We start from the raw sequence: 16976 nt of genomic DNA on the forward strand, positions 1-16976 counted from the left end.
CAAAAACCCAAAACAATCGTGTTTTGGGTTTTTTATATGTACTTAATAAGCCAGTCCGGCACGGTATCCGACATACTCTCCTGTAACGAGCTCACGATAGAGAAAATCAGCAGTATCACCGACCGTAATGCTTGAACCGCCCTCCGGCAAAACGTCACGCTCCGCACGATAAACGCCGGTTGCTGTTCCGTCCGGGAGGTAAGTGGGGCAGATGATGGTCCAGTCTAAAGATGATTCTTTTAGCATTTCGTATACTTTTGCATGCTCCTTGGCTGCGCGGGTCAGCTTTCGTTTTGATTCATTTGTTTCAAACCGGTATTTTCCCGGTTCATATCGGGAATCAAGAATGCCTGCAGTGCCGATTGTAATCAGCCTTTTGATATGCTGTTCCAGCATAATGTCGAGAATGTGTGTCAAAGCTGCTGACAGGGTATCATCACCATCTGTACCGAGACAGCTGATCACGATTTCAGCATCCTTCATAACTTTTTTCACATCTTCCCGGCAGCGTGCGTTCCCCATAACGATTCGCTCTTTTGGAAGAGGAAGCTCAGCAGGTTGAGATCTGACCAGAGCATAAATGTCAAATTGTTCATCTGCGGCAACTTGTTTTAAAAAAGCTTGTCCGACGCGGCCGCTGGCTCCAAATAAAGCGATTTTCATCAAAAAACCTCCTCGCCCTCATTATAAAAGGATGTTCTCAATTTGAACAGCGCGGGAAAGAATACCTGTACAAATAGACAGAACGATGGGAAACATATTCATGAATCATGGATATACTTACGAACTGAACCAGTTCCCAATTCACAACGGCGATGAATGACACCCTTATTCCCTCCCTTTTTTTCTAGGATATGTGGATCAGGAAAAAAGGGTGACAAATATAAAGAGAGCGCGGAAACCGCGCCCTCATAGCCATATATTGAGTTGTTATTGTACTCTGCCGCCCATTTGCTGCTGAGCGAAAGATACTAAACGTTTTGTGATTTCTCCTCCGACAGAACCGTTAGCGCGGGAAGTTGTATCCGCTCCAAGGTTAACGCCGAATTCAGAAGCGATTTCAAGTTTCATTTGATCGATAGCCTGAGCTGCGCCAGGAACTAGTAAGTCATTTGAAGAGTTTTGGTTAGCCATGTGTAAAATCTCCTTTTTGTTTAGTATGGTTGGGTTAACTGGAGTTGCACCAGTCTGTGGACCCGTCTCGGGTATCACTGCCGTCTCGGCGTAACCCAATGCTTGCCGGCTTGTTACTAGTATTATGTTAAAATGGCCGGAAACTCATGCGGAGAATTGAGTGGTAAATCTTGAGAAGACATAAAAAAAAGCTTAGCCGTTCAGGCTAAGCTAGTCATAAATATGAAAAAGCATCAGTTCATGTATCTCGTTTTTAAGAGCAGGCTCGTCAGCGCGGGCGGGAAACAAATTTCCCCATTCAATCTCACCGCTTTTATGATAGATGCCTTCATAATGGGTCCCTTTATAATAAAACGAAATTCTCCATCCGGGCAGCTTTTCTTTTTGGAACAAAGGTTTCCAGCTGAAATGAGAAATCATTACGGCCACGCTCCTTAAAATTGATGTCAATTGACCTGGATACGAACGAATTATGTTCATTGTATCACTGTTTCAGAACATCATTGTAGAGGTCTTTATGATGCAGTTTGTCCCAGCCCTGGATAAAGATAGGCCCGCTTTAACAAAAAAGCGGACAGATTACGAAGGCCACAGCGCTTCATGGGAGGTGATCGCCTTCTCGGATAGATAGGACGCGTATTCAAAGCTTCTTCGTTTTGTTAAAGAATCAACATGATACAAATTCGGATGAGAAAAAATACTGCGGCCCGGACGTGAATTCGCTTCAAACATCCATACTTTACCGTTCTGATCAATGCCAAAATCGAAGCCAATCTCCCCGATAAACCCCTCAATATGATCGTGAAGCACATGGCTTGCCGTCAGTGCCGCAGCAGAAAGCTTTTTAATGACCTTAATTCTTTCAGCAGGATCATCGTATACTTCTGCAAGTGTTTTTACAGTTCCGCCATTAGAAAGATGTGTTGTAATGCTGTTTTCTCCGGAAATTTTTACGGCTATTGCTGTCACAGTCCATTTCCCTTTTCTGTTTTTATTGGTATGGACACGAAAATCCGCTGGTTTGCCTTGAAATTTGATCAGATCAACACCTTGCTGAATGAGAAAGTCAGACGGGTCGTGCTGTTTTTGAAATTCTGCCAGAAATGCGGCAGCATCGGAATAATCGATTGAAGAAAACGTTTTGGCGTCATTTGTATGTTTCACTGTCAGGCCATCGTCTGTTTTTGTCAGCTGATATATCCCAGTGCCAAGTGCTCCGTTTGCCGGTTTGATATAGACTTTTTTGTATGCACCACAGAGTTCTGCAATTTTCTCCACAGATGGTGTCAGCTCGGATTTCGGCAAAAAAGGGGCGGTTCTCGGATCTTTTTCGAGCAATTGATGAACACTCCATTTATTAAAAAATGTTTTATTAAACCATGGGATTTGATATTCATCAATCAGCCGTTTCTTTGTATGTTGCAAGAGAAGCGAATCTTCAATTTTTCTGTTTGGCAAACGGTCATAAACGACGTTCGGCAGCGGGACGATCTTTTTCTCCCAGCCGTTTTCTCTGTATAGGAGCCCTTCAATCGTACCCTCCTCCCAATTGATTTGGTGTGCGCCGAAAACGAAGCAGTAGCCTCCTGCTTGCTCGTGTAACGTAACAAGCTTAGAAAAAAAGAGGGAACGATCCTTAAAAGGGCGCTCAAGAGATACGGTAAAACCTGCCGTAAAGATGCCGATTAACGGCCCGATATGCACCGTATGATCATGAATCAGGATGTCAGCCCTGCTTCGATGGGGAAGCAAAAGCTCATGAAACAGATTTTCAGAGAGAAGCACGGTTTGTTCTAGATGCCGTCTGTAAGAAACGTGGCATCTGACAACCTTCGTCCCGAATGCGGCATGCAAAAGTCCGTCTCGCTTCATGGAAGAGGGGAGAAACAGGGTATTTTCACTGGTTTTGTCTATGCCGATCAAAAACCGTTTACGATTCACGCGGAAGAACTCCTTTCTGGCTTTGCTCAGAAAACAAATATTGGCAGCGCTTAAGGGGACAGGTATACAGCTGTTCTTTTTGCTCGGGAGAGACACGCAGGATTGATTTCCTGCCCGGTTTGGAATTGATATCTAGGATCCAAATTCTCCCGTCCTTCGCAAGGCATATATCGAGCCCGAGTTCAAACAGCGGCCCGTAGCGCTCGTCAAGGTAATACGGAACCGACTGGGTAATCGAGAACACGTCATCAAGTAAGACCACTTGCTGTTTTTTCGGTATATCTTCAAACCATGAATCGAATGTCAGCGCATCAGATCCGCCTGACAAATTGGCCAAAAGCCCGTGTTTGTATCCGCGTCTCACTGCCTTTCCGACTGTATTCCATTCACCTGCTTCGTTTTTTTCCATGAAGAGGCGGATATCACACGGGTATTGCTCCTTATCTTGAATATTTAAATAAGGCTGAAGCAAATATTGATGCTGAAGCACTTTTTTGCACCATGTTTTGAAAGAAGTTTGGTTGGAAAAGGTTTTTGTCTGCTTATCCTTTCCGATGTGATAAGTAGCGGTTATGTTTTTCTTACCCAGCTCCAAAAGAATCACGCCTCTGCCTCCTGCGCCGAACGCCGGTTTTAAGATGCAGGCTTTTTCTTTGGTTAAGAAGGAGTGGATTTGTTCATAGCGGCTCACCTTCATCGTTTCTGGAATATAGGGGTTGATCACAGCGTGCTGCTGTAGATCATGAAGAACGGTCCACTTATCGGGAAGACCCAGCCCGATGAATTCCGTTTTCGGATATTTTTTGAGCCACTCAACGATCGGTTTTGCTTTTTGGGATTGTGAATCCTTGCCGTAAAAACAGCGGTCATAAATATAATCTGGAATCGCCATTTCAGTTTCGTTCCATGTGCTGCTGGCCGAATGATAGACCGATGCTTTGACACGCAAGGTGTCAGGTAAAATATCAAACGGTGTAAACCGGATGAAACGTATGCCAAATTCGGGTGCTCTTTTGGCCAACTCTGCGGAATAGTCCGCTTCATGCTGGCGGGATAAGGACATAAAACCAAGTGTTATCATGGTGAGACTCCCCCTTTTATTCAAAAGCTGCCGGCGGGTGTCAGCAGCTTTACGCTAAATACGTGTAAGACGAACGCAGCTGACGGTATTCTACTTTACAGAATACGATTCTCCACCTTGCCCTATTCCAAAAGAACAAGCTGATTTTCTGACAACAGGAATTTGTCTCCTCATTTGCTAAGTGATTGCATCAGCCTCTATAATACGAATAGGTACAACATCTATATGAAAAAAGCTGAAGCACAGATGGAGGAAGATGAATAGGAATGGGTATTGCAGGAACCTTTATTTTTATGATCGTGATCGGCGCTGCCATTGGAGCGGTGACCAATCATTTAGCAATTCAAATGCTATTTAGGCCATATAAAGCGTACTATTTGTTTGGGAAACGAGTTCCTTTCACGCCCGGGCTGATTCCGAGAAGACGGGATGAACTTGCAAAACAAATGGGACTGATGGTAGTGAATCATCTCTTAACCCCTGAGGGCATTAAAAAGCGGCTCGTCTCTGATACAGCCAAAGCGCAGGCTCTTCAAGTCGGGGAACAGCTGATTCAAAAGCTGTCACTTTCTGAAATGACAGTAAAAGAAGCACTTGAAAATGCCGGGGTAAAGCGTCCTGATGAAGCGGCAGACGCATGGATCAGCAACTGGACCGATGATAAGCTGAATGAGCTTTTCCGCCAATACGAGCACCAATCGTTAAAAGAGCTGGTGCCTTTGGAAGTGCAGGAAAAGCTTGAGGAAAAGATCCCGATGATTTCAGGATATATATTGTCACGAAGTGTCAGTTATTTTGAAAGTGATGAAGGGAAAATCCGTCTCGGCAATATGATTGATGACTTTTTAAAAGAGCGCGGCATGCTTGGAAGCATGGTGCAAATGTTTTTGGGCAATACAAGCCTCGCGGACCGCGTGCTGCCGGAGCTGCTGAAGTTTTTGCGGAATGAGGAAACAAATAAACTGCTTTCTGATCTCTTGCAAAATGAATGGGGTAAGCTGAGGGAGTACACGTTTTATGAGGCAGACGAAAAATGGAATGCCAAATCGCTCATTTTCAGCCTGAAACGAAGAGTGCTGCAAACATTCTCGACTGCTCCTTTCTTTGACAATACGATTGGCACGCTTACCGTGCGCTATGAATCTGAGCTGACCCAGCAAATGCTGCCAGCACTGCTAGACAAATTGCTTGAAGGGATTTCGGCCAATCTTGAAAGTGTTTTAAAACGGATGCGCCTTGAGGAAATCGTCAAGGAGCAGGTGGATCAGTTCCCGGTGCAGCGTCTTGAAGAAATGGTGCTATCCATTTCAAAAAAAGAATTTAAAATGATTACCTATTTGGGAGGCCTTCTCGGCGGAATCATAGGTGCGATTCAAGCATTGTTTGTCATCCTTTTTTAAGAAGAAATGGTTCTTGATTAATGAAAGCAGCTCCATAGTCTGTTATAGTGGAGTGGTATGTCAAACGGCAATGATGAAAGGAGCTATTCACAATGGCTGTTAATTTTTATGATGTAGCGTATGATCTGGAAAAAGCATTACGCGGGAGCGAAGAGTTCACCCGTTTAAAAAACCTGTACGATGAAGTAAACGCAGATGAATCAGCGAAGCGCATGTTCGAAAACTTCCGTGATGTGCAGCTTAGTCTCCAGCAAAAACAAATGGCAGGAGAAGAAATTACACAAGAAGAAGTGACGCAGGCTCAAAAAACAGTTGCGCTTGTACAGCAGCACGAAAAAATTTCTCAGCTGATGGAAGCGGAGCAGCGCATGAGCGTGCTGATCGGTGAATTGAACAAAATTATTATGAAGCCTTTAGAAGAGCTTTACGGCAGTGTCGAAGGCTAAACAGCAAAATCCCTTCTTGGAAAAGAAGGGATTTTTTATTCTTTCAGCAAACTTGGAAATCCAATGAATCTTTTACCTCTCCATTGATGATCACTGATAATGTATGAATTCCTTTGTAATGTTTTCTGGTAGTTAGATCCTTAAAGGATTGAATTCTTGTGTACGGCTTAGTTTCGTTTTTTCTAATATTTGTTTCTGTTATTTTAAATACTTTTTGATGACGCTGACCTCTTGCTTTTACAAAATCAATTGCGTACTCAATTCTTACTTTTTGATCCCTGTCTGAATGAATATAGAAAGAAAATTCAAGGCTTTCACCAATGGCTATACGGCTTGATTGACATGTTAAATCATGTAATTGTATTAAATCAGCATTTTCATAACCAAAAAGCGATAAGGCCTGTTTATCACCCTTTTTTAATAAGGTCCGATAGGCGTGTTTGATGATCCAATCGGAATAGGGATGTGTTCCGTACCATTGATCTGCGACTTTTCTCAGCAAATGAGGATGCGTTTTTGATATATCATTAAGGTTGTTGGCCACGCTTTTCCTTACATACAAGGACTTGTCCTGCATCAGCTTCTCAAGGATCGGCAGAACGGGGGAAGGGTCTGATTTTAAAGCGGGTATCGATTTTCCCCATGGCAGGCGTGGCCTGCTTCCTTCGCTCGCAAGTCTTCTCACGTGTTCATTTTCATGCTCGGACCATTTAAGCAATTGTGCAATCATTTTTTCTTGATCTAAAAGCAAAAAAGGCCTCACAGCAAATTCTGAGGTTGAATATTGCGTAAAGTATTCCAATGCCTTTATTGATTCTTCCCAATGCGCTAACCCGTACTGTTCTACATAATCAGGGAATAGAATTCCGCTTAGTCCTTTAAAATGAGGGGCTGCATCCCGTAAAATTGTGAGCGCTTCATCGTAATGTTTTGGCAGTGTTTCGTATAAGGAAGCTGTAATGCGGCGCATCCGCTCTTTTAAAGCGAGTTCAGGCCAGTCTTCCTGCAGCAATTGTTCCTCGAATCTGTCTTGGTTAAAATCAGGACAAGATGCCTTTATATGGTGTATCAATTGAGATATCAGTTTTTCATTGTATATTTCTTTTAAGTCAGCCACCTGATCACCGCTCTTTCATTTATTATTTATATTATATGGGAATGTATGTTCTGAATCAAGCGATACATTCCAAAAATTAACAACCAATCCTACCTTAGTATACATCATTTGGATACTTTTTTTAGTTAAAAAAACCCTTGTCATCAGCAAGAAAAACTGAGATAATGGCATTGAAAGCGCCTACACTTACCTGATTTCAATTGGATACGGTCGCATATCATGCCGTTATATAGAGGGGATAAGCAACAGAGAGTAAGTGTTCGGAGCGCATCATTGGTCAAACAAGGGGTTCCTGATACATGATTTTTCGTAAATCGAAATAACGATATTAGGGAGAATGGCTGCTTCGATCGTATCCTATCATAATGCCAAAAACATAAAGTCTGCTGAGCCAGGCTTTTTTTGCTTTGCAGAAAAGGTTGTTCTAAACACAGAGACAGGGTCATATTCTATACACAAGTACAGTCATCAAGGAGGGGGACATCTCTGTGTCAAAACAATTGCTTGCCTTAAATATAGATGGAGCGCTTCTTCGGTCGAACGGAAAGATTCATCAGGCAACGAAAGACGCGATCGAATATGTTAAGAAAAAAGGGATTTATGTCACACTCGTAACCAACCGTCATTTTCGTTCAGCACAGAAAATAGCAAAATCGCTGAAGCTTGATGCCAAGCTGATCACTCATAGCGGGGCATACATCGCTGAGAAAATAGACGCCCCGTTGTTTGAAAAAAGAATCTCTGACGATCACACCTTTAATATTGTTCAAGTGCTGGAGAGCTATCAATGCAATATTCGGCTTCTTCACGAGAAGTATTCGATCGGAAACAAGAAAAAGGTGAATTCAAATTTATTAGGGAAAGCACTCATTCACCCGTCTGATCCGATCTTTTATCCAGTCCAGTTTGTTGAATCATTAAGTGATCTTCTCATGGATGAGCCAGTGAGCGCACCTGTCATCGAGGTGTACACGGAGCACGACATTCAGCATGACATTACAGAAACGATTACGAAAGCTTTCTCTGCGGTTGATGTTATTCGCGTAAACGATGAGAAGCTGAATATCGTCCCGAAAGGTGTCTCGAAGGAAGCGGGTCTGGCCCTCGTCGCTTCAGAGCTGGGCCTGACCATGGATGATGTCGTGGCCATCGGGCATCAGTATGACGACCTCCCGATGATTGAACTTGCCGGTCTTGGGGTAGCGATGGGGAACGCCGCTCCGGAGATTAAGAGAAAGGCCGATTGGGTCACAAGGTCCAATGACGAGCAGGGTGTTGCTTACATGATGAAGGAATATTTCCGGATGCAGCAGCGAAAAGGATTTCTTGATAAGTTCCACATGAAACGTGTGTAAAAAAGCCGCTCGCGCCCTGACAGGTGCGGCGGCTTTTTTGCCGGATTGATTTTAACGGTTTATTTCTGTACACTAAAGAAAGTTTTGAATCTGATAAATTAGGTGATGAAGTTGCAAATTAAAATAGAAGGCATACATGATGACCGCCTGCATCGGCCTCTGCAAAATATTGCAAATTTGTTTTATGAAGAGTGCGAGCTTGTGTACGGCGGAGGGGAGCCCGCAGATGTTGTCATTTCTTTAGACTGTTCACAAACGGATGAGCATGTGACGGTTTCGGGAGAAGTGAAGGGAACTGGCATAACGGAACAGCATACAAAATCTTTTTCTCCCGGCATGAATGAAAAAGAAGCTTTTAAGCAAGTGAAAAACACGATTTCTTATGTGTATCTCAATCTTCTTCAAGCGCATACGGGCATCACGCAAAAGTGGGGAATCCTGACAGGAATCCGGCCGACAAAGCTGCTTCATAAAAAGCTGCAAAGCGGAATGCCGCAGGAGCAGGCACATGCTGAATTGAAAAAGGACTATTTAATTCATGATGAGAAAATCGGGTTAATGCAGGAAATTGTTGACCGGCAGCTGGCGGCAGTGCCGGATTTGTATCAAGTAAAGGATGAAGTCAGTATTTATATCGGCATACCGTTCTGCCCGACAAAATGCGCGTATTGCACATTCCCTGCGTACGCCATCCAAGGGCAGGCGGGCAGAGTCGGCTCATTCTTATGGGGGCTGCATTACGAAATGCAGAAAATCGGCGAATGGCTGAAGGCGCATGATGTGAAGGTTACAACCATTTACTTTGGCGGCGGGACGCCGACAAGCATTACAGCGGAGGAAATGGATCTGCTGTATGAAGAAATGGTCCGCTCCTTCCCTGATGTGAAAAACATTCGCGAGATTACGGTAGAGGCCGGCCGCCCTGACACGATTACAGAAGAAAAACTCGCCGTTTTAAACAAATATGACATTGACCGGATCAGCATCAATCCGCAATCCTATGAAAACGAAACGCTGAAGGCGATCGGACGGCATCATACAGTTGAAGAGACCATTGAGAAATATCATCTGTCACGCCAGCACGGCATGAATAATATCAACATGGACTTGATTATCGGTTTGCCGGGGGAAGGCGTGAAGGAGTTCAGACACAGCCTTTCAGAAACGGAAAAACTGATGCCGGAATCCCTTACGGTTCATACTCTTTCCTTTAAACGGGCCTCAGAAATGACGAGAAACAAGCATAAGTACAAAGTCGCCGGCAGGGAAGAGGTTTCTCAAATGATGGATGACGCGGTAGCCTGGACGAAAGAGCATGGATACGTGCCTTATTATTTATACCGCCAGAAAAATATTCTTGGAAACCTTGAAAACGTCGGATACTCTTTGCCGGGACAAGAAAGCATCTACAACATCATGATTATGGAAGAGGTGCAGACGATTATCGGCATCGGCTGCGGCGCAGCAAGCAAATTTATAGACCGTGATACAGGGAAAATTACGCACTTTGCCAATCCGAAAGATCCGAAATCGTACAATGAGCGCTTTGAACACTACACGGACGAAAAAATCAAATATTTAGAGCAGATTTTTGAGAGAACGACAAAGCAGCACTGATCACAGTGCTGCTTTTTTTTTATCCCTGTTTTCTTGCAGGCTGAACATCAGGCTTCCATTTAAATACCTTGTTCAGTAAGCGGTAAATTGGTTTTGATTCCTTTGTTAAAAGCGGTCCTAAAATCGCCAGAATGAGGACATATAATGCGGCAAACGGCTTTAAAGTGGCTGACAGGCCGCCGGCTATCCCGAGATTCGCAACGATAATCGAAAACTCTCCCCGTGATACGATCGTCAGTCCGATATTCGATGAAGCCTTATGGGAAAGCCCTGCGCGTCGTCCAGCAACCATCCCGGCGATAAAGTTTCCGAGAATGGTCAGAATCACTGCTCCCAGCGCAAGCCAAACCGCTTCACCGAGCGAAAACGGGTCAATGCTGAGGCCGAAGCTGAAAAAGAACATCGCGCCGAAGAAGTCGCGAAACGGAACGACAAGGTGCTCAATCCTATCGGAATGCTCTGTTTCTGAAAAAACCAAACCGAGCAGCAGCGCGCCAATCGCTTCCGCTACATGGATCGTCTCTGAAAATCCGGCGATAAAAAAGAGTGCGGCGAAAATGACGATAATAAACACTTCATTTGAGCGAATGTCCAACAGCTTATTCAAGAGCGGCGGGAGCTTTCTGGCTGCGATAAAAAACAGCAGCATATAACCGAAGGCGATCAAAATGGACAAGAGCGCACTCCCGACTGATGTCGCATCACCTAACACAAGGCCGGAAACAACGGACAAATACACGGCAAGGAAAATATCCTCAAACATAATGATGCCGAGAATCAGCTCGGTTTCCGGATTGGCCGTTCTTTTTAAATCAACGAGCACTTTTGCGACAATTGCACTTGACGAGATTGTGATGACGCCTGCGAGGACGAGGACTTCCAGAAAGGAAAACCCGGTGATAAACCCATAAAGCAGCCCGAGGCTGAAATTAATCAAGATATAAATCGTTCCGCCAATTGCAATTGATTTTCCGGATTTGATTAATTTTCCGACGGAGAATTCGAGTCCGAGATAGAAAAGGAGGAACAGCACGCCCATCCGCCCGAAAAACTCGATGATTTCACTGCTTTCTATAAACGTAAGGTCAATAATCCCCACTTTCGGCGCGTGCGGTCCAAGCAGCATTCCAAGCACAATCAGAAATGGAATAATCGAAAATTTAATTTTGTTGGCGATTACACTGGCAATCGCTACAAGAACAAGCGCAGTCCCGACTTCAAATACAAGATGATCCATCGGCCGCTCACACGCCCTCTCCAGAAAGAAAATCGTGAATCAGTTTCTTCAGATGCTTTCTTTCACCTGAGAGGACAAGGGTGTCATTTTCTTCAATAACCGAATCGGCTCCTGGATTTAAAAGCTTTTCCTGGCTGTGTTTGATGATGGCAATCACAGTGACATCGTAGTTTTGGCGGACATCAAGCTCCCCGAGCGTGCGCCCGATTGATTTGGCGCCTTTTTCAACCTTAAACCATTCAATAATGAGATCGCTGAAGGCCATTTCGATGGATTCCAGCGCTTGCGGTTTATAGACCATGCCACCTAAAATAGCGGCAATTTGCCTTGCTTCAGAATCATCTAATGAGATATTGGAAAGAAGCTCATCGGGGTCCCGGTCATTAAACCGGTAAATTTCTCTTCTTCCGTCATCATGAATGATAATCGTCATTTTTTCGTGACTTCTCGTTTCGATTTCAAATTTTTTGCCGATGCCCGGCAGATCGTTTTCTTTAATATTCAATGAAAATCCCTCCGAATGTAGTGTTGGCTAAATGGGGTAAGTTAAAAACAAGAACATTTATATTCGGAGGTAATTAGATTGGTATTTGACAGGGACGGCACAAACCTTTTCCAACCTGTTTATCAGCGGTTCGTCAAGAGGTTTGACAGACAGCTGCCTGACAGACTGCGCCAGCGGGCTGTACTCTTTGATCAGCTCTGCCGGGTACATGCTGCCCGGCGACGGTGTTTTGGCCGTTTGTGTTTCCTGCGGATATGAGGACATAGGCACATAGCTGTCAGTGCTTGCTTCAAGCTGGGAAGGCAGAACCACGTCCGAAGGGGGAAAGTACACCATAAATAAACTTAACAGAAAACTGATCAGCAATTTATCCATATTCCTTTCCCCCTTTCTCATCCTGATAATCCCTTCTTTTTCACTATATAAAACTTTATGTTTTCATTCAAACAATATGCATTTTTCAGTATCTATTGACCTTGAAAAATAAAAAGGTTTATTTGAGGATGGCGGGGAATGTATAGGAGAAAGAAAAAAGCAAGCGCATACATGGAGGTGCTTCATATGGAATTTATTCAATATGAACGGAATGGAGCCGTTGCGGAGATTATCCTGAATCGCCCTGATGCCCATCACGCCCTGAATGAACAGATGCTGTCTGAACTGAAGGAGGCGGTTGATAAGGCGGCTGCAAGCGAGGCGCTTATCGTTCTCCTGAGAGGAACCGGGAAAGGCTTTTCGGCCGGCGGAGACATCCGGATGATGACGTCAGAGCATGACCCTGATCAATTTAAGCAGCTGATGGATACGATTGAGGCTGTCACTTTGACGTTATATCAAATGAAGAAAGTGACAATTGCTGCTATTCACGGTGCTGCTGCGGGACTGGGCCTGAGTTTGGCACTGTGCGCTGACATTGTGCTCGCAGAAAAAAACGCTGTTCTCGCGATGAATTTTATCGGCATTGGGCTTGTTCCGGACGGCGGAGGGCATTATTTGCTGAAGAAAAGAATAGGGGAAGCGAAAGCGAAAAAGCTGATTTGGACCGGGAAAAAGCTTTCCGCCGCGGAAGCCGCCGATATGGGCCTCCTTGACGGGACATTTGCCGGAGACCCTGCGGAAGGCGCAAGACCCTTTATCGAAACCCTTTTGGCCTCACCTCTTTTGGCGATGATCGAAACGAAAGCCATCTTTCAGAGCCTCCAGCTTGAAGAACTGAAAAAGGTGCTTGCCCTTGAACGCAGCGCCCAAGAGAAAATGAGAAGGACCAAGGATCACCAAGAAGGAATCCGTGCCTTTTTAGAAAAACGGGAGCCGAAGTTCCAAGTGTAACAGATCAGCCGGAAAGCTGATCATCTGTGAAACAAAATCAGCTTTCCGGCTGCATTGACTAAACGATGGGTATGACTGTGAAGCTCTTTTTCTTTTAACAGAGCCTCACCGTGCGTTTTTGCCGCTTCTTCATTTTCTGCCTCGAATCGTTCGTTTACCAGTGTTTTCCCCGAAGGATCAAAAGCTGTAAGGAAATAATCAGCCATCAGGTTTCTCCTCCATTTTCAAGGTTTTCAGTCTTTCTTCATTTATATTCTAAATAGGAAATCAAAATCCTTCATTATGTTTCATCCAAAATTAGTATATAATGGGTCAGGGAAGGAGGAGATTCGGTGCTTAAGATTGATCATGTCACGAAGACATTTGGAGATTATAAAGCCGTTGACGGATTAGACTTAGACATTCCGGAGCAGCAAATGTTCGGTCTTTTAGGCGCAAACGGAGCGGGAAAAACGACGACGTTTCGCATGATCCTTGGCTTATTAAGCATTACGGAGGGCTCAATCAGCTGGAAAGGCCGTCCTGTGAATTACAGTATCAGCAACAAAATCGGTTACTTGCCGGAAGAACGGGGCCTTTATCCGAAAATGAAGGTAAAGGATCAGCTTGTCTATCTTGCCAGATTAAAAGGGATGGAGAAGCGGGAGGCTGTAAAAGAGCTCGGCACATGGCTTGATCGCTTCAATATAACAGATTACGAAAATAAGAAGGTGGAAGAGCTTTCGAAGGGCAACCAGCAGAAAATCCAATTTATTTCGGCAGTTTTGCATAAGCCGGAGCTGCTGATTCTTGATGAACCATTCAGCGGTTTGGACCCTGTCAATGTGGAGCTGTTAAAAGAGGCTGTAATCTCTCTGAAAAACAGCGGTGTTTCTATTTTATTTTCCAGCCACCGGATGGAGCATGTCGAGGAGCTTTGTGAGAACCTTTGCATATTGCAGAAAGGAAAGCCGGTTGTACAAGGCAGGCTGAAGGAGATAAAGCGTTCCTTCGGCAAAAAGAATGTCACGATTCACTCCGATGACGATCTGCGTTTTTTGCAGTCTCATGAAGGCATTCTTCAATGGAAGGAAACGGCCGGCGGCGTCAAGCTGCAGATTGCCAATGAAGACATCTCTCAAGAGATTTTTGCCATGCTCCAAGGAAAAGGGTTTATCAGAAAGTTCGAACTTGAAGAGCCGTCACTGCATGATATTTTTATAGAAAAGGTGGGGGCCGTCTATGAATAAATTTTGGATCATGCTTTCTCATACATATAAAAATAAGATTATGGCAAAATCCTTTATTATTTCGACTGTTATCACGGTACTGCTTGTTTTAGTTGTAACGAATCTGGAGTCGATCATTTCTCTGTTTCAAGGTGATGATGCGAAAGAAAAAATCGCCGTTGTTGATGAAACAAACGAATTATATCCGGTTTTCTCGAAGCAGCTGAAAGCGGTGGATACAGACAGCGATCTTGATGTGAAGCAGTCGAAGCAATCGGAGGAAGAGGTCACAAAGCAAGTCAAAGATGAAGCGCTCGATGGCATGCTCATCATCAAACGTGATGAAAAAGGGACCATTTCAGGAACATATAAGGCGTTAACGATTTCTGATGAAAGCACATACCAAACGCTGCAGCAGGCGCTGACGCAAACCAAAACGGCTGTCGGAACGGCGGAGCTCGGCGTTTCGCAGGAAACGATCAGCAGCCTTTATGCGCCCGTTACCGTCGGGCAGGAGGCGCTGAAAGAGGGAGCGAAGTCTGAGGAAGAGCTGGGCCAGACGGTAGGGCTTGTTTATATTATGCTGTTTGTCATCTATTTCTCTGTGATTATGTATGCCAGCATGATTGCAATGGAGGTCGCAACCGAAAAATCTTCGCGTGTCATGGAAATTCTTATCTCAAGCATGCCGCCGATCCAGCAGATGTTTGCAAAGCTGCTCGGCATCGGGCTCGTCGGGATTACTCAGCTTGCTGTCATTATAGCAGCCGGCTCTCTGTCCCTTAAGCTGAACAAAACGAGCGACACGGCTTCATCTGTCGGCGGATTTCTTAACCTGACCGACGTTTCAGTAACGACTGTTATCTATGCTGTGATTTTCTTTTTGCTCGGATACTTTTTATATGCGACACTCGCCGCGTTTCTCGGCAGTGTCGTCAGCAGAATAGAGGACGTGCAGCAAACGATCACGCCGATGACGCTATTGGTTGTCGCCGGTTTTATGATCTCGATGTTCGGCTTGAATGCACCTGACGCAGGATTTATTACGGTAACCTCGTTTATTCCGTTTTTTACGCCAATGATTATGTTCTTGCGCGTCGGCATGCTTGATATTCCGTTTTGGCAGGCGGCTGCCGGAATCGGAATCACACTGCTCACCATTATCATACTGGCCGTCATCGGCGCCAGAATTTACAAAGGCGGTGTGTTGATTTACGGCAATTCAAGCGCGTTCAAAGCGATCAAACAAGCGCTGCGTTTAGCGAAAAACTGATTGGAAAACAGCCTGGGGATTCTCAGGCTGTTTCTTTATTGACAGAACGTGCATTCGCAAGAATTCGGTGCTAAAATAAGGGTACTTCATCCTGGAAAGGAGCAGAATGTTGACTGATCTAACCTTTATTCATGCGGCAGATCTTCATCTTGACAGCCCGTTTTACGGGATATCGCATCTGCCGGAACCGATTTTTGCCCGGATCAAAGAAAGCACGTTTGCAAGCGTGAGACATATAATAGATGCCGCAGTGAGAGAAAACGTTGATTTCATTTTGCTGGCGGGGGATCTGTTTGACGAAGCCAATCGAAGCTTAAAGGCCCAACTTTTTTTAAAAAAACAGTTTGAAAGACTCAGAGAGTACGGGATTTCAGTTTATGTGATCTTTGGGAACCACGATCATCTGGGCGGGGAGTGGACGCCGATTGAATGGCCGGAGAATGTCCACATTTTTACGTCCGCTGTTCCTGAAGAAAAATCGTTTTATAAGGAAGGCAGGCGCATAGCAAGCATTTACGGCTTCAGCTATCAGGCCAGGGCCGTAACGGAAAACCAAGCCGCCCGCTACCGTAGGTCAACTGATGCGCCGTTTCATATCGGTATGCTTCATGGCACGTTATCGGGATCTGAAGGGCACGATCCGTATTGCCCGTTTACACATGACGATCTTGTAAAAAGCGGGATGGATTATTGGGCGCTTGGCCATATTCATAAACGCCAAATTCTTTCTGCCGGGAACCCGGCAGTCATCTATCCGGGAAACACGCAAGCGCGCCATATGAAGGAGACTGGAGATAAAGGCTATTATCTCGTTCGTGTGACAAACGGAGACATTTCTTATGAATTTCAGAAAGCGCATGATGTCCTGTGGGAAAAAGCCGCAGTTGATGTGACGGAGGCAAAGAATATGACTGCCCTTTTCCAAATGGTTGAGGACGCGTTTTCGAAGCTGCGGATAAAGGGGAGCCCTGTTTGTGTAAGACTCGTATTGCAAGGGCGGGCGCCGGAATGGCTGCTGGAGGCGCCGAGAGGCACTTTGGACGAGCTTCTTGAAGCTTTTCAGGAGCAAGAGGCGGAGGAGGAACACTTCATTTGGCCGCTTTCATTAGAAGATGAGACAGAAAAAGAAACAAACCTTACAAACCTTGACCCTTTTTTCGGCGGTTTATTTGAAGACATTGATGGCGGCGATCTCTCAGATGTGCTGGAAGGGCTTGAGCGTCACCCTGTATATAGAAGGCACGCGGATCGGTTTAGCCAAGAGGAGTTAAAGGAAATAAAAGAGCAGGCACAAATTTTATTGAAAAGACAGCTTAAGGTGCTTGAAACATGA

At 44.8% G+C, this 16976-nt stretch carries 19 protein-coding genes; 8 read left to right on the top strand and 11 right to left on the bottom strand.

Annotated elements, in window-relative coordinates:
* Positions 1-42: 42 nt before the first annotated feature.
* The 6 genes from LWH95_RS13495 to spaC form a co-directional block, all read right to left on the bottom strand.
* A complete protein-coding gene (locus LWH95_RS13495; protein WP_232919762.1) occupies positions 43-663 on the bottom strand; it encodes an NAD(P)-dependent oxidoreductase in 621 nt (206 codons plus the stop codon).
* Between the two features lie 37 nt (positions 664-700).
* The gene (locus LWH95_RS13500; RefSeq protein ID WP_080010758.1) at positions 701-826 is read right to left on the bottom strand and encodes a hypothetical protein; all 126 of its coding nucleotides are present in this window, start codon (positions 824-826) and stop codon (positions 701-703) included.
* Between the two features lie 104 nt (positions 827-930).
* Positions 931-1134, bottom strand: coding sequence for a beta type acid-soluble spore protein SspB (gene sspB, locus LWH95_RS13505; protein WP_003233287.1), 204 nt, complete (start codon positions 1132-1134; stop codon positions 931-933).
* Between the two features lie 210 nt (positions 1135-1344).
* Positions 1345-1563 carry a YheE family protein gene (locus LWH95_RS13510; protein WP_080010759.1) on the bottom strand — a complete coding sequence of 73 codons (219 nt, stop codon included), beginning with the start codon at positions 1561-1563 and terminating at the stop codon, positions 1345-1347.
* 150 nt (positions 1564-1713) lie between these two features.
* Positions 1714-3075: a spore coat associated protein YheD gene (yheD, locus tag LWH95_RS13515; protein ID WP_019257930.1), complete on the bottom strand. Its 1362-nt coding sequence runs from the start codon at positions 3073-3075 to the stop codon at positions 1714-1716.
* Positions 3065-4156: a spore coat associated protein SpaC gene (gene spaC, locus LWH95_RS13520; protein ID WP_003239523.1), complete on the bottom strand. Its 1092-nt coding sequence runs from the start codon at positions 4154-4156 to the stop codon at positions 3065-3067. Before spaC ends, yheD begins: the two co-directional genes overlap by 11 nt.
* Positions 4157-4422: 266 nt before the next feature.
* On the opposite strand from spaC, the gene LWH95_RS13525 reads away from it, so the two are divergent.
* Together LWH95_RS13525 and LWH95_RS13530 are read left to right on the top strand one after the other, a co-directional pair.
* Entirely contained in the window at positions 4423-5556 is a 1134-nt protein-coding gene (locus tag LWH95_RS13525; protein ID WP_232919763.1) for a DUF445 domain-containing protein, read from the top strand.
* Between the two features lie 92 nt (positions 5557-5648).
* Entirely contained in the window at positions 5649-6002 is a 354-nt protein-coding gene (locus LWH95_RS13530; RefSeq protein WP_148982676.1) for a YlbF family regulator, read from the top strand.
* 43 nt (positions 6003-6045) lie between these two features.
* Here the strand turns inward: LWH95_RS13530 and LWH95_RS13535 are convergent, their stop codons facing one another.
* The gene (locus LWH95_RS13535; protein ID WP_232919764.1) at positions 6046-7119 is read right to left on the bottom strand and encodes a DNA alkylation repair protein; all 1074 of its coding nucleotides are present in this window, start codon (positions 7117-7119) and stop codon (positions 6046-6048) included.
* Between the two features lie 488 nt (positions 7120-7607).
* On the opposite strand from LWH95_RS13535, the gene LWH95_RS13540 reads away from it, so the two are divergent.
* A complete protein-coding gene (locus tag LWH95_RS13540; protein ID WP_003239519.1) occupies positions 7608-8474 on the top strand; it encodes a Cof-type HAD-IIB family hydrolase in 867 nt (288 codons plus the stop codon).
* Between the two features lie 111 nt (positions 8475-8585).
* On the top strand, positions 8586-10091 hold the full coding sequence (locus LWH95_RS13545) for a coproporphyrinogen III oxidase (RefSeq protein WP_003239518.1): 1506 nt from the start codon (positions 8586-8588) through the stop codon (positions 10089-10091).
* 19 nt (positions 10092-10110) lie between these two features.
* Here LWH95_RS13545 and khtU read toward each other — a convergent pair whose 3' ends face one another.
* Genes khtU through LWH95_RS13560 form a run of 3 tightly spaced genes read right to left on the bottom strand, consistent with a single transcriptional unit; the run spans position 10111 to position 12229 of the window.
* Positions 10111-11328, bottom strand: coding sequence for a K(+)/H(+) antiporter subunit KhtU (gene khtU / locus LWH95_RS13550; protein WP_232919765.1), 1218 nt, complete (start codon positions 11326-11328; stop codon positions 10111-10113).
* Positions 11329-11335: 7 nt separating this feature from the next.
* The gene (gene khtT, locus LWH95_RS13555) at positions 11336-11833 is read right to left on the bottom strand and encodes a K(+)/H(+) antiporter subunit KhtT (RefSeq protein WP_003239516.1); all 498 of its coding nucleotides are present in this window, start codon (positions 11831-11833) and stop codon (positions 11336-11338) included.
* Between the two features lie 57 nt (positions 11834-11890).
* Complete coding sequence (locus tag LWH95_RS13560; RefSeq protein WP_080010760.1) at positions 11891-12229, bottom strand: hypothetical protein; 339 nt, start codon at positions 12227-12229, stop codon at positions 11891-11893.
* 165 nt (positions 12230-12394) lie between these two features.
* Here LWH95_RS13560 and LWH95_RS13565 point away from each other — a divergent pair, with 165 nt between their 5' ends.
* Positions 12395-13162 carry an enoyl-CoA hydratase gene (locus LWH95_RS13565; RefSeq protein WP_232919766.1) on the top strand — a complete coding sequence of 256 codons (768 nt, stop codon included), beginning with the start codon at positions 12395-12397 and terminating at the stop codon, positions 13160-13162.
* Between the two features lie 20 nt (positions 13163-13182).
* Here LWH95_RS13565 and LWH95_RS13570 read toward each other — a convergent pair whose 3' ends face one another.
* On the bottom strand, positions 13183-13368 hold the full coding sequence (locus LWH95_RS13570) for a YhzD family protein (RefSeq protein ID WP_133488082.1): 186 nt from the start codon (positions 13366-13368) through the stop codon (positions 13183-13185).
* A gap of 126 nt (positions 13369-13494) precedes the next feature.
* Between LWH95_RS13570 and LWH95_RS13575 the strand changes: the two genes are divergently transcribed.
* From LWH95_RS13575 to LWH95_RS13585, 3 genes are all read left to right on the top strand, one after another.
* Positions 13495-14391, top strand: coding sequence for an ABC transporter ATP-binding protein (locus LWH95_RS13575; RefSeq protein WP_003239512.1), 897 nt, complete (start codon positions 13495-13497; stop codon positions 14389-14391).
* Entirely contained in the window at positions 14384-15643 is a 1260-nt protein-coding gene (locus LWH95_RS13580; protein ID WP_232919767.1) for an ABC transporter permease, read from the top strand. Before LWH95_RS13575 ends, LWH95_RS13580 begins: the two co-directional genes overlap by 8 nt.
* A gap of 106 nt (positions 15644-15749) precedes the next feature.
* Positions 15750-16976 carry a metallophosphoesterase family protein gene (locus LWH95_RS13585; RefSeq protein WP_232919768.1) on the top strand — a complete coding sequence of 409 codons (1227 nt, stop codon included), beginning with the start codon at positions 15750-15752 and terminating at the stop codon, positions 16974-16976.

Source organism: Bacillus sp. G16, assembly GCF_021282335.1.
Lineage (GTDB): Bacteria > Bacillota > Bacilli > Bacillales > Bacillaceae > Bacillus > Bacillus inaquosorum.